This window comes from Hafnia psychrotolerans (assembly GCF_014639435.1).
Lineage (GTDB): Bacteria > Pseudomonadota > Gammaproteobacteria > Enterobacterales > Enterobacteriaceae > Ewingella > Ewingella psychrotolerans.
Genome location: NZ_BMFZ01000001.1, coordinates 159,887 through 183,341, shown reverse-complemented (window position 1 = coordinate 183,341; position 23,455 = coordinate 159,887). Strand labels below are relative to the sequence as shown.

17 protein-coding genes and 1 pseudogene are annotated in these 23,455 nt (G+C 51.5%); 4 read left to right on the top strand and 14 right to left on the bottom strand.

The window, feature by feature from the left end:
• The first annotated feature begins 91 nt into the window (after positions 1–91).
• Both IEV89_RS00825 and yjiA read left to right on the top strand, forming a co-directional pair.
• Positions 92–295 carry a YbdD/YjiX family protein gene (locus tag IEV89_RS00825; protein ID WP_188469464.1) on the top strand — a complete coding sequence of 68 codons (204 nt, stop codon included), beginning with the start codon at positions 92–94 and terminating at the stop codon, positions 293–295.
• Positions 296–308: 13 nt separating this feature from the next.
• Positions 309–1,271, top strand: coding sequence for a GTPase (gene yjiA, locus IEV89_RS00820; RefSeq protein WP_188469462.1), 963 nt, complete (start codon positions 309–311; stop codon positions 1,269–1,271).
• A gap of 13 nt (positions 1,272–1,284) precedes the next feature.
• Here yjiA and btsR read toward each other — a convergent pair whose 3' ends face one another.
• The 9 genes and pseudogenes from btsR to IEV89_RS00775 all read right to left on the bottom strand — a co-directional run bounded on the left by btsR (position 1,285) and on the right by IEV89_RS00775 (position 11,673).
• Complete coding sequence (btsR, locus tag IEV89_RS00815) at positions 1,285–2,004, bottom strand: two-component system response regulator BtsR (RefSeq protein ID WP_188469460.1); 720 nt, start codon at positions 2,002–2,004, stop codon at positions 1,285–1,287.
• Positions 1,998–3,686, bottom strand: a complete 1,689-nt coding sequence (locus IEV89_RS00810; RefSeq protein ID WP_188469458.1) for a sensor histidine kinase — start codon at positions 3,684–3,686, stop codon at positions 1,998–2,000. The genes btsR and IEV89_RS00810 overlap by 7 nt, the downstream gene beginning before the upstream one ends.
• A gap of 119 nt (positions 3,687–3,805) precedes the next feature.
• Positions 3,806–3,943, bottom strand: a pseudogene (locus IEV89_RS00805) (helix-turn-helix domain-containing protein).
• A 45-nt stretch (positions 3,944–3,988) separates the two neighbouring features.
• Positions 3,989–4,939: a PfkB family carbohydrate kinase gene (locus IEV89_RS00800; protein ID WP_188469456.1), complete on the bottom strand. Its 951-nt coding sequence runs from the start codon at positions 4,937–4,939 to the stop codon at positions 3,989–3,991.
• Positions 4,940–5,059: 120 nt separating this feature from the next.
• A complete protein-coding gene (locus tag IEV89_RS00795; RefSeq protein WP_188469454.1) occupies positions 5,060–6,073 on the bottom strand; it encodes an OmpG porin family protein in 1,014 nt (337 codons plus the stop codon).
• A gap of 12 nt (positions 6,074–6,085) precedes the next feature.
• A complete protein-coding gene (locus IEV89_RS00790; RefSeq protein WP_188469452.1) occupies positions 6,086–7,579 on the bottom strand; it encodes a family 43 glycosylhydrolase in 1,494 nt (497 codons plus the stop codon).
• 15 nt (positions 7,580–7,594) lie between these two features.
• On the bottom strand, positions 7,595–8,881 hold the full coding sequence (locus IEV89_RS00785) for an OmpG porin family protein (RefSeq protein ID WP_188469450.1): 1,287 nt from the start codon (positions 8,879–8,881) through the stop codon (positions 7,595–7,597).
• Positions 8,882–8,975: 94 nt separating this feature from the next.
• Entirely contained in the window at positions 8,976–10,412 is a 1,437-nt protein-coding gene (locus tag IEV89_RS00780; RefSeq protein ID WP_188469448.1) for a glycoside hydrolase family 32 protein, read from the bottom strand.
• 19 nt (positions 10,413–10,431) lie between these two features.
• Positions 10,432–11,673: an MFS transporter gene (locus IEV89_RS00775; RefSeq protein WP_188470311.1), complete on the bottom strand. Its 1,242-nt coding sequence runs from the start codon at positions 11,671–11,673 to the stop codon at positions 10,432–10,434.
• A gap of 258 nt (positions 11,674–11,931) precedes the next feature.
• Here IEV89_RS00775 and IEV89_RS00770 point away from each other — a divergent pair, with 258 nt between their 5' ends.
• A complete protein-coding gene (locus tag IEV89_RS00770) occupies positions 11,932–12,927 on the top strand; it encodes a LacI family DNA-binding transcriptional regulator (protein ID WP_188469446.1) in 996 nt (331 codons plus the stop codon).
• An 88-nt stretch (positions 12,928–13,015) separates the two neighbouring features.
• Here IEV89_RS00770 and IEV89_RS00765 read toward each other — a convergent pair whose 3' ends face one another.
• From IEV89_RS00765 to guaB, 3 genes are all read right to left on the bottom strand, one after another.
• Positions 13,016–14,419 (bottom strand): GGDEF domain-containing protein, encoded by a 1,404-nt coding sequence (locus IEV89_RS00765; protein WP_188469444.1) that lies wholly within the window; start codon positions 14,417–14,419, stop codon positions 13,016–13,018.
• A 304-nt stretch (positions 14,420–14,723) separates the two neighbouring features.
• Complete coding sequence (gene guaA / locus IEV89_RS00760; RefSeq protein ID WP_188469442.1) at positions 14,724–16,301, bottom strand: glutamine-hydrolyzing GMP synthase; 1,578 nt, start codon at positions 16,299–16,301, stop codon at positions 14,724–14,726.
• Positions 16,302–16,533: 232 nt separating this feature from the next.
• Positions 16,534–18,000, bottom strand: a complete 1,467-nt coding sequence (gene guaB, locus IEV89_RS00755; protein ID WP_188469440.1) for an IMP dehydrogenase — start codon at positions 17,998–18,000, stop codon at positions 16,534–16,536.
• A 169-nt stretch (positions 18,001–18,169) separates the two neighbouring features.
• Between guaB and xseA the strand changes: the two genes are divergently transcribed.
• Positions 18,170–19,549, top strand: a complete 1,380-nt coding sequence (gene xseA, locus IEV89_RS00750; RefSeq protein WP_188469438.1) for an exodeoxyribonuclease VII large subunit — start codon at positions 18,170–18,172, stop codon at positions 19,547–19,549.
• A gap of 21 nt (positions 19,550–19,570) precedes the next feature.
• Here the strand turns inward: xseA and IEV89_RS00745 are convergent, their stop codons facing one another.
• Positions 19,571–21,934: a glycoside hydrolase family 31 protein gene (locus tag IEV89_RS00745; protein ID WP_188469436.1), complete on the bottom strand. Its 2,364-nt coding sequence runs from the start codon at positions 21,932–21,934 to the stop codon at positions 19,571–19,573.
• Positions 21,931–23,244 (bottom strand): MFS transporter, encoded by a 1,314-nt coding sequence (locus IEV89_RS00740; RefSeq protein WP_188469434.1) that lies wholly within the window; start codon positions 23,242–23,244, stop codon positions 21,931–21,933. The genes IEV89_RS00745 and IEV89_RS00740 overlap by 4 nt, the downstream gene beginning before the upstream one ends.
• Between the last annotated feature and the right edge of the window lie 211 nt (positions 23,245–23,455).

The following is a 23,455-nucleotide window of genomic DNA, read 5'->3' as shown; positions in this document are numbered from 1 at the left end:
ACAGAGTCTCATTGCCCCGCTAATGCGGGGCTTTCTTCCCGGTCGCAGGCGATGTCAGCCGGCAACCGGGAGACACGATAAGGAGCCGCGTATGTTCGACAATTTAGGCGCTGCTAAAAAATATCTCGGTCAGGCGGCACGCATGCTGGTAGGTATCCCCGACTACGATACCTACGTCCTGCACATGCAAACCAATCATCCGGATAAACCGGCGATGACCTACGAAGAATTTTTCCGTGAACGCCAGCAGGCTCGCTACGGCGGCGACGGTAAAGGCGGAATGCGCTGCTGTTAACAGGAATGACGCTATGACACCGATTGCGGTAACCGTATTAACCGGTTTTCTGGGCGCAGGAAAAACAACACTGCTGCGTCAGATGCTGCACCAGCAGCACGACTATAATATTGCCGTCATTGAGAATGAATTTGGCGAAACCGCCATCGATAGCCAGTTGATTGGCGATCGTGCCACCCGCATTACTACACTGACCAACGGCTGTATCTGCTGTAGCCGCTCACGTGAGCTGGAGGACGCACTACTCGATCTGCTCGATAGCCTCGATAAAGGCGAAGTGCAGTTTGACAGGCTGGTCATTGAGTGCACCGGCATGGCCGACCCTGGGCCGATCCTGCAGGCATTTTTTTCCCATGAGATTATCTGTCAACGCTATCTGCTGGACGGCGTCATTACCCTGGTGGATGCGGTACATGCTGCGCAGCAGCTGGATAAGTTCCCTCTGGCTCAGTCGCAGATTGGCTATGCCGACCGTATTTTACTGACTAAAACGGATGTGGCCGGTGACAGCACGGTGCTGACGGAGCGCCTGCAACGCATCAACGCCCGCGCGCCCATTTATACGGTGGTCAATGGCAATATCGATCTGGCACTGCTGTTTGATACCCGCGGATTTATGCTTGAAGAGGCCGTGGTGGTGGCGAAGCCCCGCTTCCAGCGTATTGCACAGCCGGAGAACAGCATTTCGTCCATTGTGGTGGAGTTTGGCTATCCGGTGGCGCTGCCAGCCGTGTCTGCGGTGATGGAGAATCTACTCTCCGGTTTTGCTGATAATCTACTGCGCTATAAAGGCATGCTATGGATTGAAAATCAGCCATGCCGTTTACTGTTTCAGGGGGTTCAACGGCTGTACAGTGCGGATTGGGACCGACCGTGGCAGCCCGATGAGATACCGGGAAGCACGCTGGTGTTTATCGGTATCGCGCTGCCAGAAGCAGACATTCGAGCTGCGTTCGCCGGGCTGCAACAGGTTTGAACCAGGGTGGGGATCACAGCCCCACCGCCTCTTTCAGTGATTTCAAATAACGGCGACTGACTGGCACCGTTTGACCATCACGCAGTAACAGCTCGGCCTGGCTGTTATCTTCCAGGCGGATCTCTTTCAAATAATCCATATTGACCAGATACTGCCGGTGGCAGCGCATCAATGGTGTACGAATTTCCAGCGTGCGCAGAGTCAGTTCAGTAAAGCCCTCTTTGCCATCCTGACTGGTCACGTAGACTCCGCTCATCCGGCTGCTCACATAGGCGACTTCTTCGATCTGTAACAGACGGATACGACTGTGGCCGCTACAGGGTATGAATTTCAGTGATTGCAGGGTTTCCGGCATTGGCGGAATGTCCTGCACCTGCTCTTTCTGCCGCAGCCTCGCCAGCGTTTTTTGCAGCCGCAGGGGTTCAATCGGTTTCAGCAGATAGTCAAAAGCGCACTCTTCAAAAGCCTGTACCGCGTATTCATCAAAAGCGGTGAGGAAGACAATATGCGGACGATGACGGGTATCGAGCATCCCGACCATCTCCAGCCCGCTAATGCGTGGCATCTGAATGTCGAGGAACAGCACATCGGGGTGAAGTTTATGCACCGCACCGATCGCTTCAATCGCATTGGCACATTCGCCGACAATGTCAATATCGCCCTCATCCTGCAGCTGAATACGCAGGTTCTCGCGCGCCAGGGGTTCATCATCAACAATCAGCACTCTCAACATGCAGGTTCCTCTATCGGCAGACGCAATGTGACGCGAGTGAAACGGTCCATATCACAATTGACCGTAACACCGTAACTGTCGCCAAAGCGTGCGCGCAGACGTTTATCCACCAGGCTCATGCCCAATCCATTACTGTTAACTTTCGGTTGATACAATCCGGCATTGTCCTCCACCTCCACGATAACGTGGCGCCCATCAATGCGGGCACGGATGGTGATGACACCGTTACCCAGCAACTGAGAAGTGCCGTGCTTAATCGCATTTTCCACAATCGGCTGAAGGATGAAGGCGGGCAAGTGCTGAGACGCCAGTGAGTCCGGCACCTGGAACTTAACGTTCAGTTTAGATTGAAAGCGCGCCCGTTCGATTTGCAAATAGGCGTTTACGTGCTCAATCTCGTTAGCCAGCGTGACAATCTCAGAGGAACGTTTCAGGTTTTTACGAAAAAATGTCGACAGATACTGCACGAGTTGCCCGGCTTTATCACTGTCATGGCGGATCACAGCCATTAGCGTATTCAGCGCATTGAATAAGAAATGCGGATTAACCTGCGCGTGTAGCAATTTGATCTCTGACTGGGCGAGCAGAGCCTTCTGCTGCTCATATTTGCCAGCCAGAATTTGTGCTGACAGTAACTGAGCTATACCTTCCCCCAGCGTACGGTTGATTGAGCTGAACAGGCGATTGCGTGCTTCATACAGTTTTATCGTCCCGATAACACGTTGATTTTCACCCCGCAAAGGGATCACCAGCGTTGACCCGAGCTTGCAACTGGGATGCAGCGAACAGCGGTAAGGCAGTTCGTTGCCATCGGCATATACGACTTCGTCGTTCTCAATGGCCCGCAGCGTATAGGCGGAAGAGATCGTTGTACCGGGCAGATGGTGATCATCGCCGACACCGGTAAACGCCAGCAGTTTCTCTCGATCGGTGATAGCCACGGCGCTGATATCCAGTTCTTTATGGAGCACCAGCGCCACCTTCATACTGTTCTCTTGATTAAAGCCCTGTCGCAGTATCCCTTCGGTAGAGGCGGCCACCTTTAACGCCGTGGCGGAAAAAGCAGAAGTGTATTTCTCAAACATGGCTCGTTTATCGAGCAAGATACGCATAAACATCGCCGCGCCGAGAGTGTTGGTCACCATCATCGGCGCGGCGATGTTGCTCACTAAATGTAGCGCGTCCTGAAAGGGTCGGGTGATCAGCAGGATAATCAGCATCTGCGCCAGCTCGGCGATAAGCGTCGTTACCCCGGCAGTCAGTGGGCTAAACAATTTATCGGTACGCCCGCGTTTAATCAGAATGCTGTGGATCAAGCCACCGAGCAGACCTTCCACAATGGTGGATACCATACAGCTGAGCGCCGTCATCCCGCCCAGTGAATAGCGGTGTACCCCTCCGGTAAGTCCGACCAGTCCTCCGACCAGTGGTCCACCGAGCAACCCTCCCATCACCGCACCGATAGCACGTGTGTTGGCAATGGAGTCGTCTATATGCAGGCCCAGATAAGTGCCCAAAATGCAGAAAACGGAAAAGGTGATATAGCACAGCAGTTTATGCGGCAAGCGCACAGTAACCTGCATTAGCGGTATAAACAGACGCGTTTTACTCATCAGCCAGGCAATAACCAGAAAGACACACATCTGCTGTAAAAGCAGTAAAATCAACTTGAACTCATACATGCCCTGACATCCACAACCCATGATGTGGACAACTTAGCGTGATTAACAAAAAATTTCTTAGGCACAGCCCAGAAAAACGAGATCAGTTTCTCAATTTTTGGGGATATATTGCGTCAGTATCAGCGTGCATCAGCAATCAATCGCTCACCTTTCGGCCAAGGCCGCGTCAATGCATTAAACAACGTTGATGCTGCCAATCCTGATTCTCTGGATAGAGCAGCGAGTGTTGTTTAACGTTTTTTGAAACCCGCGAGAATGTCAGCTCGCTGCCAATATCCGCATTAGCCTGCCGGTTATCACCTTTATAACGGTTTTATCTCATAGTCCGGCAGAGCAAATTGGCCAATAAATGCATCAAGTGCCTGAGTATCCGGCAAGGCAGTTAAGGCACCTTTGCGGGTAGTGGCAAGTGCGCCACAGGCGCTGGACTGGGTGATGGCTTGCCGGAGCTGAGCAAAACTCTGCGGCATACCGGCATGCGCTATGTATGCCAGCAAACCGGCCAGGAAAGCATCGCCCGCCCCGGTCGTATCGACGCTCTCGACGGTATAGCCGTTGAAGTGGATGACGCTATCGCGCCAGAGCACCATGGCACCTTGTTCGCCGTAGGTCACGACTTTGAGCTGAGCGGGCAGCGTTTTAAGGGCATCCAGCGCTCGGGTAAAATCGTGAGTGCCGGTCATCCAGTACCACTCTTCTTCCGATAATTTCAGGATATCGGCCTGAAGAGCAAAATGGTGCACGCAAGCAAGCATGTCTTGCTTATCACTCCACATTTGTTCACGTAAGTTCACATCGAAACTCAACAGTCCGCCGCGCTGTTTTACTTCCCCTATCGCGGTAGCTAACGTATCGCGGCAAGCTTCGGCGACCAGTGCCAGCGAGCAGAAGTGCAGAATGTCGTTGCTAAAGTCGGGAAGCGCATCCGGCGTTAAAAATTGATCGGCAGAAGGATTAGTCAGAAACGTAAATCCACGCTCTCCGCCACTGTTCAGGGAAACCAGTACCGTACTGGTTCTGTGCTGGCTATCCATCTGAACGCTTTGGGTTGAGACACCTGAATCACACAGTGTTTTTTTTAAAAAATGCCCAAAGTCGTCATCGCCAACCCGACCAATAAAGCCACTATGGCAGTCTAAACGGGCGGTACCCACCGCAACGTTGAAGGGCGCGCCACCGGCACAGGCGTGATACTGCATATTGGAAAGCGGTAAGAGATCGACCACCGCATCGCCAAGCGTCCAGATATTCATGACATTTCCTTAAATAATAATTAAACAGCGCTGTTCTGGAATAACCCGCGGTGGAGGCACGGTGATTTCGATAATGTGTTATCCGCTGCTCTTGCACCGCTGGTCATGGAAACCCTATTTTTAAAAGTTATAATCCAGCATTAACTTATAATCAGTGGTAATGGCATCGCCATTGGTTACCCAGCTCCCATTCTGATTCATCAACGCACCAGTGACTTCTCCGGAAACCGTGAATCGTTGAGTCAAAGGATAATTTACCGACACCTTCAGGAAGCGATTGCGGGTATTTTGGAATACCTCACCATCTTCGGGTTGCGCATTATTTTTCTTATAATGGCCGTAGCCGCCGCTGAGCGTGGTTGATAATTTCCCCCAGTTGTGCCAGACACCCATTGATGTAGTCCAGCTCTTGTCATCGATATCGACCCATTGTTTTCTGTCTAATATTGCAGAGGCGAATTGCTGGCGGAACCAGACGCCGGTTGTGTTGTTAATAATATATTGCACACCAGGTTCGATTCTAAATGAGCGCACGTCACGGTCATTTTGTGAAGCGCCGCTGCGGCGATGATCAATCTGCTGATACAAGTAATTGAAGAAGGAGAAGCGGTCCGTTACGCGGAGATCACTAAAGAACTTGATGCGCCCTTGCCAGCGGTCCTCGATTGACGAACTTCCTCCCATCACATCCCAGCCAAAACGTAGACGCTTGTAGAAGTATTCATGGCCAATAATCAGTTGCGTCCACTGATTTTGGTCGAGGTAAGTCTGGTTCTCCCACGTACCGTTATAATCTGTGGTTCTGCCTTCAGAAAATGCCAGATACCACCCAGGTAAAGCATCGTGGCGCATAACGCCCTGAACGAAAGTCAGTGAATCATTCCCATTGTGGAAATGGCTGTTACGCCAGTTATTATCCTCAATCGAATATTTCATCTTAAGCTGGCCGTGAACACGACCGCCGGCAGGATTGGAGGAGCGGGTTGAGGTCCACATAACGTCCTCATCCAAATATGACCACGGATCAACAGCAATCACCTTTCCCGATAAATCCTTCATGATGCTCATGCTGGCATGGGCCAGAGATGGAAGCATAAGGGCAAAAATAACCGCCACGGCATGATGTATTTTCATAATAATATCCCGTTATTTCATTTCTTGAATTTTCAACGTGGCGTGAAAACTATCGCTTTGAGGCAGACTGATACTCCATGGTTTTCCTGGCATGGAATACATCCGGGTACTGAATGCCGCTGTGTTATTAATATAAAAAACAGCCATTGAGTCCTGAATCAGGATGTGTAGTTCAATTTTTTCTCCCATCGGAACATCCATCCAGGATTCTGCATTTGCGCGATGAATTGACGTAAGTGGGGAATTAAAGAAATAGATTTTTCCTTTTGTTTTATTAAATACAACATTTAGCGTTGAATCACTGATGTGATCATCCGTCAGACCAAAACTCATGATCATGCCAGCAGAAGGGATATCAACGGTTGCCGTAAGCTCGCCGCGCTTAGGCAGTGGAGGATAAACATAGGATTGTAATGGACCAAACTGCGTTGCCGTTTTTAGCGTTTTTACAGGCTGCAATGAGCGAACGGAGCCAGGGTTGTCATTAATAACCCCCTGCAGTTCCTGCGGTATAACGCTTTTGAGCTGCCCGTCCTTATCCGCGATCAGTTCATGAACAACCAGATTTCCTGCCCAGTCGATGTTGCCTTGGTCGCTATTTCCCGCTTTGGTCGGAATCCAGCCGAAAATAAATAAACGGTCGTCTTTGATGGCCAGTTTACCCGCGTAGAAGCCTGCCCCATCCACAGCATAATTACCCAGTTTGCGCCACGGCCCTTCCGGATTGTCCGCAACACGGTACTGCGTCAAGCGCAGCGGCCACTGATCGCTAAAACTCAGATACCAGCGCCCGTTAAAGAAGATAAGCATAGGACATTCAAGGTTTGAATTGCTGGTCAGGGTATCGTTGTCAAAAAATACGCCGCGATCTTCCCAGTTTTTTAAATCCGTTGAGCTGTAACGCGCAATAACACCGCGACCGTTACTGCGGGTGGTAATCAGCATCCAGTATTCTTTCTTTTCTGCCACCCAGACGACGTGAGGATCGCGGAAGTCATTACCCCGATAGTTATCGCCCGGCAGAATAGTGTCCTGCGGGTGTTTCACCCAGTGAAGGCGGTCTTTACTGGTGGCATGCATGATTGACTCAACCGGGAACACGTTTTCATTGTGTGCGGTATACCAGGCATGCCAGGTATCGCCCACTTTGATAATAGAGCCAGTCCCCAAAAGCAGCTCGGGATCGTTAACATTGTTAACGTAAGGAATCACCTCCGAATGGTTCTGATAATGATATAAGTCGGTGGTGGATAGCAGATGAATGGCATGCACGCCTAAATCACTGCCGCCGCGCACGTCATTAAGGTAAAAAATATCGAACTCGCCTTCGTTATAGACCGGCATCGGATCGCCAACAAATGACCCGTCTACCCGAGGGAAAAACGCATTAATATGGGTGATACTTTTATTCTGTAGTGTTTCTTTAGACATTTTTGAATACGCAGGCGTATTGCTAATATATATCGCCAACAGAGCAAAAATTATCGCTGAAGTTAATTTTTTCATGCTAAACCCTGAGTCTCAGAAGTTATAAGTAACACCCACCACGGTGAATGGATTCCATGAGTGACCGGCGGATGTCCAAAGCCCGGTTTCTTTCGTGAATCTCGCTTTAAATTCACCATACAGACGAACGTCGCCAAAGACCGGATAGCTAATGGTGCCACCAATGAATTTATAACGACCGTCGTAAAAGATTTCCTGGGCGTTGCTGGCGTTATCCGTTTTGTCCTGCCCGAAGCCGATATATATTGACGTTAACAGTGGATACCAGTTTTTCCAGAGTCCGGCCGTCACTTTCCATTCCTGCTCAACAATATCCCCCCAATTTTCACGCACCTGGCGGTTATAGTAATAATAAGGACGTAAATACAGCCCGAGATCCGGGTTCACGCGATATTGAATGGCGGGCTCTATTTCGAAAATATACTGTTCAAGATCGCCATTTCCTGGCTGATTGCCCTGAGGTTGATATTCGCCATAGGCATATCCGGCAAGGCTCCATTTACTGGAAAGGCGTAAGTCCTGCCAGACTTTAAAACGGTTTTTCCAGCGTTTGGTTGTCGTTTCTGAACCGAGCATCACTTCTGTACCAATATTTCCTCGCCAGGTTTCGAAAATATGCCCGATGAAAAATTCATTAATGGTGTTAGTGCCTTGATAGCTTTGATTACTGAATTGTCCTTTATAGCTATCTTCCCTGGCATTCCAGAAGCCGAAGTACCAGTTAGGCAGTTCATCATGCCTTAAAAAAGCCTGAATGGTTGCGAGTTTAAATTTGCCGCTATTTTTCTGATTATCGCTCCTGCGAACATCATCAATTTCTATCTGGCTGCCGATGTTGCCGTGCAGGCCACCCGCCTCCATATTCCGGCCAATATTGTTCCAGTGAACCGGAGGATCTTCCTGCCTTAAGCGCAACAGACTGACGTCTGCCTGTTTACCCGCAGCACTCTTTTTTTGAGGACTTGGTGTTTTTTTATCGGTCTCAGAGGTTAAGGCTACCGGTGCTGAAGATGCCGCCTGCCCGGTTGCTCTGCCCGCCGGAACAGGGGTTGGTGAAACGCGGGTTGTCGAATGTTGACTTCCCTCTTTAACAGGAGAGATATTGCTCTGCAGGTTATCAGAGTCCTCGTGAAAATAGCTTTGATAGTTTCCGATATAAATATCCGGCTTCTCGGCTGTCTCTTCGGCGAAGGCAGGCAAAGCGGCTAATGACATCAGAATCGCCAGCGTTTTTTTCTTTAAAGGGAATATTTTTTTATTCATCGTAATAAGGTGATGATGAGGTATTAATATTTTATTCATTTTGCTATCTCATTATTTCAGACAATATAATGCCAGCCAGAGACTGGCAGAAATAAAAATTCACAATGTAAAAAGCAAGGTATTTTTAGCTGTGTTATTTATTCAAAGACCAATATCCAGCATCTTTTAAAGTAGCGGTTCCGTGATTCGCGAACAGTATGAGATCGCGCTGACCCGGCTGCGGATAAATTCGGCTGCTTAAACAGGCTTCACCCTCATTGACAAACACTTCCACGGAGGAGCGGTCGATGAAAATTCGCAAAGAAAGTGTACTGTCAGCGGGCAGCGCAATACTGCGTGTTCCTTCAAGCGAGAATTCAGGATAGCGACGGTCCACCACCAGACGCTGGGCCTGATTATCAACATAAATACTCAGCCCCTCGCCCAGCGCAATGCCATATTGTTCAGCCGTAGAAGCGTTACGCTCCCATGTCAGCAGTACCTCCACCGCGTCGGCATCTGACGCGACAAATATCTTCTGATTATTCAGGTTATGAGCTGGCGCAGGATAATAGTTACCGCGCAAGGCCGTGACTTCTGCGGCGGGTTTTATCAGCACGCAATTATTGTCACCAAGGCTTAATTCTCGCGGCAGAGAGAGCATACCGGCCCATCCGTCCTGCTGTTCCGGCAGCGGTGATTCCCACATATCCAGCCAGCCGATGACAATGCGGCGGCCATCCGGGCTCAGGAAACTTTGTGGGGCATAAAAATCGTGGCCGTTGTCCATTTCGATGAATTGTCCGTCATGGCTGAAAGGTTGGCCTGACTGCCACTCGCCGAGCAAATACCCACTCTGGAAGAGGTTGCGATTTTTATAGCCTTCCGCCGCCAGACCCTGCGGGGAGAACATCAGCACGCGTTTACCGCCCAGAGTAAAGAAGTCAGGGCACTCCCACATATAGCCCATATCGTCTTCGGCCTCGGCGAGGATGCCTTCGTCGTGCCATTCGCGAAGGTCGGTAGAGCGGTACAGGCGCACCTGGCCGGTATTCTCCACGCGGGAGCCGACAACCATGTACCAGTATTCACCTTCGCGCCATACCTTTGGATCGCGGAAATGATGTAGGCCTGGCGGTGTATCAATCACCATTCCATGACGTTCGAAATGGATGCCGTCACGACTGGTTGCCAGACACTGTACCTGGTAGAGGTTGTCGTCAGTGTCCACTGAGCCGTGAAATTTATGTCCGGTATAAATCAGCGCCAGCGTATCGCCGTCCACCACCGCAGAGCCGGAGAAGCAACCGTCTTTATCCGCCGGACCTTCCGGTGCCAGTGCGACAGGCAGATGCTCCCAGTGAACCAAATCTTTACTGCGGGCGTGACCCCAGTGCATCGGGCCCCATTTTATTGAATAGGGATGATGTTGATAAAACGCATGATACCAACCATCAAACCATACCAGGCCATTAGGGTCGTTCATCCAGCCTGCGCGAGCAGCAAGGTGATAGCGCGGATACCAGCGAGGATTAATCCCGGACTGTGCTTTTTCAAGCGTCTGTTCAGCCTGTTCTAATAAGGATGTCATTGTGGTTGCTCCCGATAAATTACACAGCGCCTTGCTGCAAAAAAGATTGCTCAGAAGAAGACTTATTTGAGCGCAAAAGGAAAATGGAAATAAACGTGGTGCAGAACACCATGATGCCCATGATCAGATAGGATTGGGCAAAGCCAAATTTCTCATAGCTGAAGCCAGCCAGCGGTGATAACACGGTGCCAATAATTGAGCTGGTGCAGGCGAATCCCACCAGATAAATCGTGGAGGACAAGCGCTTATCGAAATTCAGGCTGTTGTATTTGAAAATGGAGACTAGCAGTATCGGCAGCTCTACAGCGTGCAGTAGTTTGGTGATCGAAATAAGCAGCGGTCCCGCCACCATTCCTGAGGCGATCATGCGCAGCGCCATGACCATACCTGCGAATATCAGGCCATTTTTAGCGCCAATCCGGTTAACCAGCCACGGGGCACAGAACATGCCTGCCGCTTCCAGGAAGACCTGTAAGGAATTTAAATAGCCGAACATGGCGTTCCCTTCTTTTAATGTCGGGAACTGCGAGGAAAAATAGACCGGGAATTGCTGATCGTAGACGCCGTAAATACAGGTTCCGATCACGAAAAAGATCAGTGCCCAAAAGCGCGGCAGCGTCAGCAGACGCAGGGCATCTTCAAGGGAGACACTTTTAGCCCCTATTTCTAGTTTCTCCATACTCGCGGGTACCGCAATTTTTAAGCGGGCCAGCAGGCAGAAGAAGACCACCCCAGAGCATGACGCCACCAGGAAGTTAAGGTTGGGGTTGATATTAAACAGCAGCCCGGCAAAAAACGTGGCGACGGCCCACCCCAGTGAACCCCACATGCGGGCTCGACCAAATTCAAAGGTACTCTGACGCGAAACTCGCTCGGTATAGGACTCCAGCACGCCGATCCCGCCATTAAACGTCAACCCGACAAACAGGCCGCCGAAAACACTCCCCAGCAAAATATTTACGCTAAGCAAATAGCTAAAAAGGAGATAAGCAGGCCCGGACAGAATCAACAGTGCGGTGATAAGCCACAGGAGATTTTTTCGCAGACCAAGCCGGTCCTGAATAAAGCCATAGAAGACTTGGGCGAACAGCGCGGAGACCGATAAAACAGAAAAAATAATGCCCATGTCTGCCGAATTTAACCCAACCTCCTGATGAAGCCAGATAGAGAGAAGTGAACTGGACGAGGACCAGGTAACAAAGAAAAAGAACAGCAAAGCACTGAGCAGCAGATAACTGCGGGAAGGCCGTTTTTTCATCAGAGCAATCTCATAGCGGATTATATGCCAAGATGATAACGTTAACATTTAAGGTATTCCTGACGTTTTGGCCTGATATCCGATGTTAATCACAAAAGTTAACGTTAACATAAATTGTTTGGGATCGAGATCAAATTTTGCCCCCCGACTTGCAAGAAAACGGGGATCAATGCTTAGAATAGGAATTCACTTTTACTGAAAATCTTTGTGATTGGATTTAATTGCGCAACAAGGATTGGTTTATTTGCTAAATGGAAGGTTATGGCGTCTTTAAAAGATGTGGCCAAACTGGCTAATGTGTCATTAATGACAGTGTCGCGGGCGCTGAACAACCCTGAACGTGTAAAGCCTGAAACCCTTTCCCGAGTGCAGGAGGCTATTCTACACCTGAACTATGTACCGGACCTGTCTGCCAAACAGATTCGGAGTGTCGGCACCAAAAATAAAACGATTGGTGTACTGGCGCTGGATACCGTAACCACGCCTTTCTCGGTCGAAATCACGCTGTCTATTGAGGAAACCGCCCGCGCACACGGCTGGAATAGCTTCGTGGTTAACATGTTCTCTGATGATAACCCCGATGATATTGTCGATCTGCTCCTCGCTCACCGGCCGGGGGGCATTATTTTCACTACCATGGGGCTGCGCGAAGTGCGCGTTCCGCCCAAATTACTGACGCATCCCTGCGTACTGGCAAACTGCGAGAACAAAGGCGAGCCAGTTGCCTGCTATATCCCGAACGATGAACAGGGCCAGTACACCGCAGTGCAGGCGCTGCTGGCGGCGGGGTACCGTCGCCCCATCTGCCTACATTTACCGGTTAATCATCTGGCGACGACTCGCCGTCGTCAGGGGCTGGAACGCGCCTGCCGTGAAGCTAACATCAATCCCGATTCGCTTGAGCACTGCTATATGCAATTTGGCGATGAACATTATCGTGATATTCCGGGCATCCTGCTTGCGCATATTCATCAGGGTAAACCGCAGTTTGATTCCGTGATATGTGGCAATGACCGTATTGCATTCATGGTGTATCAGACGCTACTGGCTCAGGGAATACGTATCCCTCAGGATATTGCCGTTCTTGGGTACGATAACCTGGTGGGCATCGGTAACCTGTTTTTGCCTCCGCTGTCTACGGTACAGTTACCGCATTACGAAATTGGTCGCCTGAGTACATTGCACATTATTAATGGTGACAGCCATCGAGAAAGAGTGCTGGTTGATAGCCCGTGGCTATCGCGCGAGTCATTTTAAGAGTGCATTGCCTGAGCTTGCGGGTCTAAGCATCGATGAGATAGAGGGGCGTGCCCGTTTGACCACACAACGTCTATCGCCCCTCTATTTATGAGGTCCCCTCTTCCCAAACCGCTCTATTTCGACCTCCGGCCTTTGCTTTGTAAAGACGTTCATCAGCCGTGATTAAAAGATCCGTCAGACTCCGTGTTTCTTGAGATTGTGATGTTACAACCCCAATACTGACTGTTATCCGAAGTATTTTTTGATCAGCCAGAACAATGGAAGTCTCTTCGACTTTCCGGCAAAGTCTCTGCGCGAATTGAAGTGCCTCCTCCCTGGGAACATTGCTGGCAAGCACAGAAAACTCCTCTCCACCCAAGCGTCCAAAAAGATCTCTTTCCCGCAACTCACTCTTTATCGCCTGGCAAAATGCAACAAGTGCCGTGTCACCGACATGGTGACCAAACTGATCATTCACTGATTTAAAATGATCAATGTCCAATAACAGTAATACCGCGGCTGATCGCGAGAGTTCCGCTTTCGCTTTTTTCAAGAAAGCGGCTCGACTTAAAATTCCCGTGAGTGAATCGTAGGTGACCGTTTTTTTTAGCTCGAGTAATAGTTTGTTACGGCTAATATTGATGCTGCCAACGGTTAGCGGTGCGAGCGCCAGTAGTGCAATGCCTATTCGCAATGAAACCACATCAGCGACGTCATTAAGGGGTATTCCGACATCAACCCAGCCCAGCATAATTGCAGCCTGACACCACTGTACATAGGCAAGAACAATACATGTTGTAGCAAAGAGCGAGAACGTCATTGCCATCCAAAGCAGGGCTGGAACGGCAAAAATGATGGCACCGGGGCCACCCACTTGAACGCCAAGAACGCAGCTTCCAAAAAATAACATCCATATGAGTATATTCATGCCTGTTGCTGAGGGGGTATCCGGCTTGCTTGGTCGAGACCCTTTGCTCCAGAAACCCCAACGCTCAGGAAGCGTTAAAATGAAGGGCATGAATGCCAGATAATTAACCATTTCTTCGGAAAACCATATGGCGAGAGCTGGAAAGTAATTTCCACCCGATATAAAAGTCGATGCCCCTGCGCCTAAGATTGACGTGACACCCGCCGTTGCAACGCTGACACCGATGAGAGTGGTTGTGGACATGGGCCGCCGCAAAAGGCGGAGTTCTCGCGGATACTGCATATAGATGTAATAACCAATGGCAACACCGGTCAAGTTCGAAGCATCCATCAGAAGGGTTGAAAAAAGACTACTGCCGGTCACAACATCGGCCAAGACGTAAGCCATGCTTGCGGCCAACCAATTTATTGGCGTAGCTAATGATGGAAATCTCACAAACATGGCGACCAGAATGGCATTCGCGGACCACATCGATGTGAAGAAGCCGAACTGGCTGGATAAAATTCCGCTCAGGCAGGCAATGCCTACAACCAAAAAGACAACAACACAATCTCGCGTGGCACTGTGAGCAAACAACTTCATGCCACCCGCCTCAGAAAGTCATATTTCATATTGATCACTTTTAAATTTGGTAAAACCGATGATCGTAACTGTCGGCGATCAAGTACGGTTGCAGATGTTTGGATGTTTGCCGGTGACTCTTCTGGAGAAAATCCAGCCGAAGCCGAGGACGTCCCAGAATGTCTCCCCGACGCACGAATCATTGGACAATTTAACAGTGTGGCTCAGATACGCAAAGCTGCAACAACTTACCGACAAAAGCCCGCAATTACGCGGGCTTTGGGGAGTTATTACAGCTTGGTGCCGGTCTATGCCGGACGCGAGATCATTCCCACTCGATCGTCGCTGGTGGCTTCCCTGAGATGTCATACACGACGCGGGAAATGCCGTCGACTTCGTTGATGATGCGGTTGGAGCAGCGGCCGAGGAAATCGTACGGCAGGTGTGCCCAATGCGCAGTCATGAAATCGATGGTTTCTACTGCACGCAGTGACACCACCCAGTCGTATTTACGGCCATCGCCCATGACGCCAACCGAGCGCACTGGCAGGAAGACGGTGAACGCCTGACTGACTTTGTTGTAGAGATCCGCTTTGTGCAACTCTTCGATGAAGATAGCATCGGCACGGCGCAACAGGTCGCAGTACTCTTTCTTCACTTCGCCCAGCACGCGCACACCCAGACCTGGCCCTGGGAACGGGTGACGGAACAGCATGTCGTATGGCAGGCCGAGTTCCAGACCGATTTTACGCACTTCGTCTTTGAACAGCTCTTTCAGCGGCTCAACCAGACCCAGCTTCATCTCTTTTGGCAGACCGCCCACATTATGGTGCGATTTGATCACGTGCGCTTTGCCGGTGGCAGAGGCAGCGGATTCAATCACGTCAGGGTAGATAGTGCCCTGCGCCAGCCATTTCACTTGCTCTTGTTTACAGGCTTCTTCATCGAACAACTCGACAAATACGCGGCCAATAATCTTGCGTTTAGCTTCCGGCTCATCAACACCCGCCAGCGCTGACAGGAAACGATCTTCGGCAGCAACGTGAACGATGTTCAAACCAAAACGGTCACCGAACATTTCCAGCACCTGATCGGCTTCGTTCAAACGCAGCAAACCGTTGTCTACGAAGACGCAGGTCAGACGGTCGCCGATGGCGCGGTGCAGCAGCATGGCGGTGACAGAAGAGTCAACGCCGCCGGACAGACCAAGGATCACGTGATCATCGCCAATCTGCACACGCAGGCGCTCAATGGCGTCTTCGATGATCTTCGCTGGCGTCCATAGCGCTTCGCACTGGCAGATATCCATCACGAAACGTTCCAGGATGCGCAGGCCCTGACGGGTATGCGTCACTTCCGGGTGGAACTGTACGCCGTAGAAACGTTTTTCTTCGTTAGCCATAATGGCAAACGGGCATGTGTCGGTGCTGGCAACGGTGACGAAATCAGACGGGATGGCGGTGACTTTATCGCCGTGGCTCATCCAGACGTCGAGCAACGGTTGGTTGTTTTCGCTCAAGGCATCCTGAATGTCGCTGATTAAGGCACTGTCAATTTGAACTTCAACCTGCGCATAACCAAATTCGCGCTGGTTGGAGCCTTCAACGTGACCGCCTAACTGTATCGCCATGGTCTGCATGCCGTAGCACACACCAAGAACCGGTACACCGGCTTCGAAGACGTAGTCTGGCGCACGCGGGCTGTTATGCTCGGTGGTACTTTCCGGGCCGCCGGACAGGATGATCCCGTTCGGATTGAATTCGCGGATTTGGGCTTCGGTTACGTCCCAGGCCCAAAGTTCGCAATAGACACCCAGTTCACGTACGCGGCGCGCAACAAGTTGAGTGTACTGAGAGCCGAAATCGAGGATCAGGATACGGTGCTTGTGAATATTTTCGCTCATGAGGGGCGTTTTCCAGAAAGCAATAAAAGCGTTAAAACGGAATGTTAATCAGCCCGGCAAACGCCGGACTGGATAAGAATCTACTTTGTGATAATTCGGTCCCAGCGCTCGCGCACTGGGTAAGATGAGGCAAGGCGGAAGCGGGTAAAAAAGCGCAGTGTACATGGCGTAAATGCGCATTTTGAGCCAGTTTCCCACCCCGCATCACCAACGCGCAGCAGTGTCTGTAGAATCAAGACCCCATGCGGTAATTTGGCGACTCCTTGGTAATCGTCACGTCATGTACGTGACTCTCCTGGATCCCGGCACCGCTGATGCGAACAAATTCAGCCTTGGTACGCAGTTCGAGGATGGTCGCACAACCGGTCAGCCCCATACATGAACGCAACCCGCCCATTTGCTGGTGCACAATCTCTTTCAGGCGACCTTTATAGGCTACGCGACCTTCGATACCTTCAGGGACTAATTTGTCAGCAGCATTATCGCTCTGGAAGTAGCGGTCAGAAGAGCCTTTGGACATCGCACCCAGAGAACCCATCCCACGATAAGATTTGAATGAACGGCCCTGGTACAGCTCGATTTCACCCGGAGATTCTTCCGTTCCTGCCAGCATCCCGCCGACCATCACGCAGCTCGCGCCAGCAGCGATGGCTTTCGCGATGTCACCAGAGAAGCGGATACCACCATCGGCGATAACCGGAATACCTGTGCCTTCCAGCGCAGCAACGGCGTCAGAAACAGCAGTGATTTGCGGAACCCCCACACCCGTCACAATACGGGTGGTACAGATAGAACCAGGACCGATTCCGACTTTCACAGCACTCACGCCAGCTTCAACCAGTGCCAGTGCGCCAGCGCCAGTCGCGACGTTACCGCCGATGATTTGGAGGTCAGGATATTTTGCGCGGGTAGCACGAATACGGGTAAGAACGCCTTCAGAATGGCCATGCGAGGAGTCAATCAGCAACACGTCAACGCCAGCGGCGACCAGTGCGTCAATTCGCTCTTCGTTGCCTTCGCCAGCACCTACTGCCGCGCCAACGCGCAGACTGCCCTGCTCATCTTTACAGGCATTAGGTTTACGTTCGGCTTTCTGGAAATCTTTAACGGTGATCATACCGACCAGATGGAATTGCGCGTCAACAACCAGCGCTTTCTCAACGCGCTTTTCGTGCATTTTCTGCAACACGATTTCGCGGGACTCACCTTCTTTGACCGTCACCAGACGCTCTTTCGGGGTCATCACGGCGGTGACAGGTTGTTCCAGATCGGTGACGAAGCGCACGTCACGACCGGTAATAATACCGACCAGTTCGTTCTCTTCGGTAACGACCGGATAACCGGCAAAGCCGTTAATTGCAGTGAGCTCTTTAACCTGACGCAGAGTGGTCGCCGGGGTGACCGTTTTAGGGTCAGCAACAACGCCGCTTTCATGCTTCTTAACGCGGCGAACTTCTTCGGCCTGACGTTCAATAGACATGTTCTTATGTATGAACCCCAGACCGCCTTCTTGCGCGAGAGCAATCGCCAGATTCGCTTCAGTCACGGTATCCATTGCTGCGGAGAGCATAGGGATATTTAGACGGATTTTAGCGGTCAGTTGAGTGCTTAGATCTGCGGTATTAGGCAGTACTGTGGAGTGGGCTGGGACAAGGAGGACGTCGTCGAACGTTAGTGCTTCTTTTGCGATGCGTAGCATGGGCAATATCTCACCAGGGTGGATGCGGAAAGGGGAAAATATTGCAGCGGGATTATACAGGTGAGCAGGCAAAGCCACCAGAACTATTTTGAGAAACTCCTTGATTACCTATTTCGTGCATGTAGTATCGACCGATTAAGTCTCTGTTTTTGAATTTGAACTGGATCACATGTCGCTACCTTCTTCCCCATCAATTTTTACCGTAAGCCGCCTCAATCAGACGGTCCGACAGTTGCTGGAGAATGAAATGGGCCAGGTCTGGCTCTCCGGTGAGATCTCAAATTTCTCTCAGCCCGCTTCCGGCCACTGGTATTTCACGCTCAAAGATGACCGTGCGCAGGTTAAATGCGCCATGTTCCGCAATACCAATCGGCGCACGACGTTCCGTCCGCAAAATGGCCAGCAGGTTTTAGTCCGCGCGACCATTACGCTGTATGAACCGCGCGGTGATTATCAACTGATTGCCGAAAGTATGCAGGAAGCCGGTGACGGTCTGTTGCAGCAAAAATTCGATTTGCTGAAACAGCAGTTGGCGGCCGAAGGGTTGTTCGATACCCAGTTCAAACAACCTCTGCCCTCACCGGCCAAATGCGTCGGGGTGATCACCTCGTCAAGCGGCGCGGCTTTGCATGACGTGTTAAACGTACTGAAACGCCGAGATCCGTCACTGCCCGTCATTGTTTATCCGACTGCCGTTCAGGGTGTCGATGCACCGATGCAAATTGTCCGGGCTATCGAACTCGCTAACGCGCGCGAAGAAGTGGATGTCTTGATTGTCGGGCGCGGCGGCGGTTCGCTGGAAGATTTATGGAGCTTCAATGACGAACGTGTGGCGCGGGCGATTTTTGCCAGCCGCATTCCGATTGTCAGCGCCGTCGGCCATGAAACGGACGTCACTATTGCCGATTTTGTCGCTGATTTACGCGCGCCGACACCGTCGGCCGCCGCCGAGTTGATCAGCCGTAATCAGTTGGAGCTGCTGCGTCAGATCCAGTCCCAGCAGCAGCGGCTTGAAATGGCGATGGACTACTACCTCGCCCAGTTGGCCCAGCGGTTTACCCGTCTAAATCATCGTCTGCAACAACAGCACCCACATTTGCGTCTGGCACGTCAGCAAACCGCACTGTTTAAACTGCGCCGGCGCTTAGATGAAGCCATGCAAAACCAACTGCGCCAGATGTTGCGTCGTGCCGATCGCTTGCAGCAGCGTTTAACGCAGCAACAACCTCAGCCACGCATACATCGCGCTCAGCAAAAAATTCAGCAACTGCAGTATCGACTGCAACAGGCGCTCACCACCCAGCTCTCAGACCGCCGCCAACGTTTCGGCACGCTATGTGCGCAGTTGGAAGGCGTCAGTCCGCTGGCGACGCTGGCACGAGGTTATAGCGTGACGACCACGCCCCAAGGCACATTGCTGAAGAAAACCACCCAGACCGCACCGGGCGAGACACTGAAAACACGTCTGGCCGATGGCTGGATCGAAAGCGAAGTGAAATCGATTGTGGTGGAAAAGAAAGCGCGGAAACGGGTGGTAAAAGGGGCCTGAAACAGGCCCCGGAATTGATCATCAGATCGTATAACTTTTTGTGGGTTCACCGTTCACCCACACGCCACGCGTCTCCCCCTTCGGCAGCACGATATTCAACGTTTTCCACGCCGGTTTGAAATCACCGCGCTGAGTGATAGTGATGTCGATGCGTTGCTGGTTACTGAGAATTTCCCAGTTCAGCCACAGTGCATGATTTTGCTGCCAGCGATGGCTTTCACCGTCATCTTCAAACAATATTCCCGCCGATTTCACCTGACCCGGTGCCGGATAAACATGCAGCTCCCGCGTGATGTCTTGGGTGACATCGACGTGCGCCAGACGAACTGATTGAGGCAGTGCAGCACCAGCGCGTACCAGAAGCGGCAATCGGTCGAGCGGTGCATCGAGGGTGATCATCTGCCCACCGGCGAACCATTCTCCAGTGTAGAAATCGCACCAACCGATGCCGTTATCCGGCAGATAAACCGCGCGCGCTCGTTGCCCCTCTTCGACCACACTGGCCACCAGCAGGTCTTGTCCCATCAGGAAATCATCGGTTTCGGTGAAGGTCTTTTCATCATGCTCGTGATCGAGGAAAGTTGGACGCAGCATCGGCTCATCGTCGGCATGTGCCTGCCATAACAGTGTGTAAAAATAAGGCAACAAGCGGTAACGCAGGCGGATTGCATCGCGGATCAACGGCGTCACTTGCGGGTACATCCACGGCTCGTTGACGGTGTGATCATCATTCCACGAGTGAATGGTGAAGCGCGGATGCATCACGCCGTTCTGTACCCAACGCACAAACAGTTCAGCATCAGGCTTATCGCCGGAAAACCCGCCGACATCGTGGCCGACATTGTACAAGCCGGACAAACTCATGCCGATGCCCATCCGCGTGTTGTAGCGTAGCGTCTGCCAGTTGGTGCGGTTGTCGCCGCTCCAGGTCTGTACGTAACGCTGCATACCTGCGCAGCCTGAGCGGGAGATCAGATACGGCCTCAGGTTAGGTGCAAAGGTTTGCTGGGCTTCAAACGATGCGCGCATCATCAGCAGCGGCATCACCGGGCGCATATGTTTGATGGCGATAGACTTACCGAAACCGTGACAACGCGCGTCACTGTCCCAGACTTCGTATTCGTTATTGTCGTTCCAGGTCGAACCGATGCCTTTTTTGAGCAACTGTTGTGTTACGCCATCCTGCCACCAGCGAACGGCGGCTGGATGGGTGAAATCGAGGTGAGATCCTTCGTCATCCCAGAACACCGAGCGCTCAGGTTGATCACTTTCACTGTCGCGAACAAACAGTCCCTGCTCTGCTACCTGTGCATACTGCGGGTGATCCTGTAACAAACAAGGTTTGATATTGGCAGCCAGGCGGATACCGGCGTCAAGAAACGCCTGTGACATCACTTCCGGCTGCGGCACTTTGTCGTAGTTCCAGTTGAAGACGTAACGCTTGTTACCAATCGACGTATAGCCTGATGAAAGCTGGAACGAGTCGCAGGGAATGTCATGCTGCTGGCACAGGGTGATAAATTTCATCAGTTGCTGCTGGGCATCCGGCGCGTCGGTGTAATACATGGTCGAACCGCTATAACCGAGGCTCCATTTTGGGCCAAACGTGGTTTTACCGGTCAACTTCACCAGCTTTTTAGTGACATCCAGCGAGGTCGGTCCGATAAAAAGATAATAATCCAGATCGCCCGCTTCGGCGCTGAAACGTCGATATGGCAGGTGGTAGTTATCAAGCTCATTGCCGAGATCAAGCCAGACATTGCTAAGATTGTCGTAGAACAGGCCAAAACTGACGTCATTACGACGCGTCATGGTAAACGGAATGTGTTTGTACAGCGGATCGGTAGTGGCGGCGTTATACCCCATGGCATCAAGATTGCGCATTTCAAAGCGGCGACCGCTGCGGTTAAGGTCACCGGATTTTTCACCCAATCCGTAAACGCCATCCTGCGCCTCACGCAGCTGATAGTGTGCTGACGCATCGCCTTTTAGCGCCAGCATATATGCGCCGGTTTTACGGTCGCTGACCAACGGTAGCCATTCGCCCGCCGCATTTTTATGCTCCCACTCCAGCCACAGCGGCTGATGTACGGTGATGCGCAACGCTTCGGTCGTCACCGTCAGGCTATTTTCGCCCTGCGTCATCTGATAACCCGGCAGCGTGAAACCTTCATTACTCAGGCGATCGCGCCCTTCCCAGGGCACATCATTTTGCGGCGCGATGCTCCAGGTGCGATCCAGCGCCAGCTCGCCGTTACGCTGGATGAACACGCGCACTAATCCTTGCTCCAGTACGCGCAGACAAAACAGATGCTTACCTTCGACACGCAGATCCACACCGGCGTCATGATGTCCGGCCAGCTCCCAGTGTTTCAACGTCTTCATACACTCTCCCTTTTTGCCGGATTACGGCGTTCAGCGATCAGCGCAATCAGGAATACCGCACCGATCAAATCAAAGAATCCCATCGCGATAAATAACGGGTTAAAGCCAATATTGTCGGCAACAGCGCCGATCAGCAGCGAAAAAAGAAAGCTGGCAATCCACGCCGACGAGCCACGCATGCCGTTGACGGTCGCGACCTGGCTTTTGTCAAACGTCTCGACCACCACAGCACTCAACATGCAGGAGATCACCTGATGCCCAAAGCCGCCGATGGAAATCAACGCAATCGCGGCATAAGGACTTTGCGTGAGTGCAACCAGCGCCAGCGACAGCATCATGAAAGCGCCGGTAACCGAACTGGCGACGATAGAATTAATACGCGTGCAGCCAAACACTTTGCGGTACAGCGTGGTGAGATAACCGCTGGCAATACTGCCGAGGTCAGCGGCCAGGAACGGCAACCAGGCAAACATAACAATGTGTTTTAAATCCATTCCGCGTTCGTTGGCGAGATACAGCGGTACCCAGAAACTGAACACTGCCCACGCCGGTTCAGCCAAAAATGCGGGGATGGCAATCCCGTAGAATTTTTTGTTTTTACAGACGGTTTTCATCGACTGGATAAACGGCAGGCGCGTCTGCTGCGGTTCATTGTCCTGACGGATCAGCGCCAGCTCCTCTTTGCTCAGGTTCGGGTGGTTTTCCGGCGAATGGTAGAACTTCCACCACAGCAACACCCACAGCATCGACAATACACCGCAGAACAAGAACGCACCGCGCCAGCCAAAGGACATATGGGCTACCAAAATGATCGGCGGCGCCAACATGGCACCAATCGAGAAGCCCACGCCAGCCCAGCCTGACGCTACCGGCCGCTCTTTACGCGGGAACCAGTCGGAAATCGCTTTGGCGTTGGCCGGCGTGGCCGCCGCTTCGGCGCTACCCATGAAGAAGCGCAAGATCGCCAGTTGGACCCAGCTTCCGGCTCCGGCATGCAACATGCACACCACAGCCCAGATGGAGGCGCAAATCAGGAAGCCAAGCTTCAATCCAATGACGTCAATCAGCCAGCCACACAGTGGTTGGAATAGGGTGTAGGCCGCCTGAAACGCCGCCACAACGTAAGAGTATTGTTCGGTCGTCATGCCCAAACTGGTTTTCAATTCGGCAGCCAGCAAGCCCAGTGAATTACGAGTGATGTAATTGACGGTTACCCCAAGTAAAAACAGCGACAGCATCCACCAGCGTAATGCCTTTATTTTCCTGCGTGCTGTCACCGCAGTTGTCTCCGTGTTGATTTGACTTGTCATGCCCATTCTCCCCCCGTCAGCCAATGCCGCAGATGATGTGTTATGTAAGGTACTTCTGCAGAGTAGGCAGACGAATTTGTGAGCGGAACGTGATTCTTTGCAAGAACTTTCACGGTATAAATTTTAACGCTGATTTTTGCCATTAAAGCCAGATAACACGGCACCTTTAAGCCATGAAAATTTATTCATTTTCGAATTTGAACAGGATCAC

Excerpts from the sequence above, each read along its gene's own strand:
- btsR (WP_188469460.1), bottom strand. The coding sequence starts at position 2,004 with ATGTTGAGAGTGCTGATTGTTGATGATGAACCCCTGGCGCGCGAGAAC.
- xseA (WP_188469438.1), top strand. The coding sequence starts at position 18,170 with ATGTCGCTACCTTCTTCCCCATCAATTTTTACCGTAAGCCGCCTCAAT.
- IEV89_RS00765 (WP_188469444.1), bottom strand. The coding sequence starts at position 14,419 with ATGAAGTTGTTTGCTCACAGTGCCACGCGAGATTGTGTTGTTGTCTTT.
- guaA (WP_188469442.1), bottom strand. The coding sequence starts at position 16,301 with ATGAGCGAAAATATTCACAAGCACCGTATCCTGATCCTCGATTTCGGC.
- IEV89_RS00795 (WP_188469454.1), bottom strand. The coding sequence starts at position 6,073 with ATGAAAATACATCATGCCGTGGCGGTTATTTTTGCCCTTATGCTTCCA.
- IEV89_RS00740 (WP_188469434.1), bottom strand. The coding sequence starts at position 23,244 with ATGACAAGTCAAATCAACACGGAGACAACTGCGGTGACAGCACGCAGG.
- IEV89_RS00790 (WP_188469452.1), bottom strand. The coding sequence starts at position 7,579 with ATGAAAAAATTAACTTCAGCGATAATTTTTGCTCTGTTGGCGATATAT.
- IEV89_RS00810 (WP_188469458.1), bottom strand. The coding sequence starts at position 3,686 with ATGTATGAGTTCAAGTTGATTTTACTGCTTTTACAGCAGATGTGTGTC.
- guaB (WP_188469440.1), bottom strand. The coding sequence starts at position 18,000 with ATGCTACGCATCGCAAAAGAAGCACTAACGTTCGACGACGTCCTCCTT.
- IEV89_RS00745 (WP_188469436.1), bottom strand. The coding sequence starts at position 21,934 with ATGAAGACGTTGAAACACTGGGAGCTGGCCGGACATCATGACGCCGGT.
- IEV89_RS00825 (WP_188469464.1), top strand. The coding sequence starts at position 92 with ATGTTCGACAATTTAGGCGCTGCTAAAAAATATCTCGGTCAGGCGGCA.
- IEV89_RS00785 (WP_188469450.1), bottom strand. The coding sequence starts at position 8,881 with ATGAATAAAATATTAATACCTCATCATCACCTTATTACGATGAATAAA.
- yjiA (WP_188469462.1), top strand. The coding sequence starts at position 309 with ATGACACCGATTGCGGTAACCGTATTAACCGGTTTTCTGGGCGCAGGA.
- IEV89_RS00770 (WP_188469446.1), top strand. The coding sequence starts at position 11,932 with ATGGCGTCTTTAAAAGATGTGGCCAAACTGGCTAATGTGTCATTAATG.
- IEV89_RS00780 (WP_188469448.1), bottom strand. The coding sequence starts at position 10,412 with ATGACATCCTTATTAGAACAGGCTGAACAGACGCTTGAAAAAGCACAG.
- IEV89_RS00800 (WP_188469456.1), bottom strand. The coding sequence starts at position 4,939 with ATGAATATCTGGACGCTTGGCGATGCGGTGGTCGATCTCTTACCGCTT.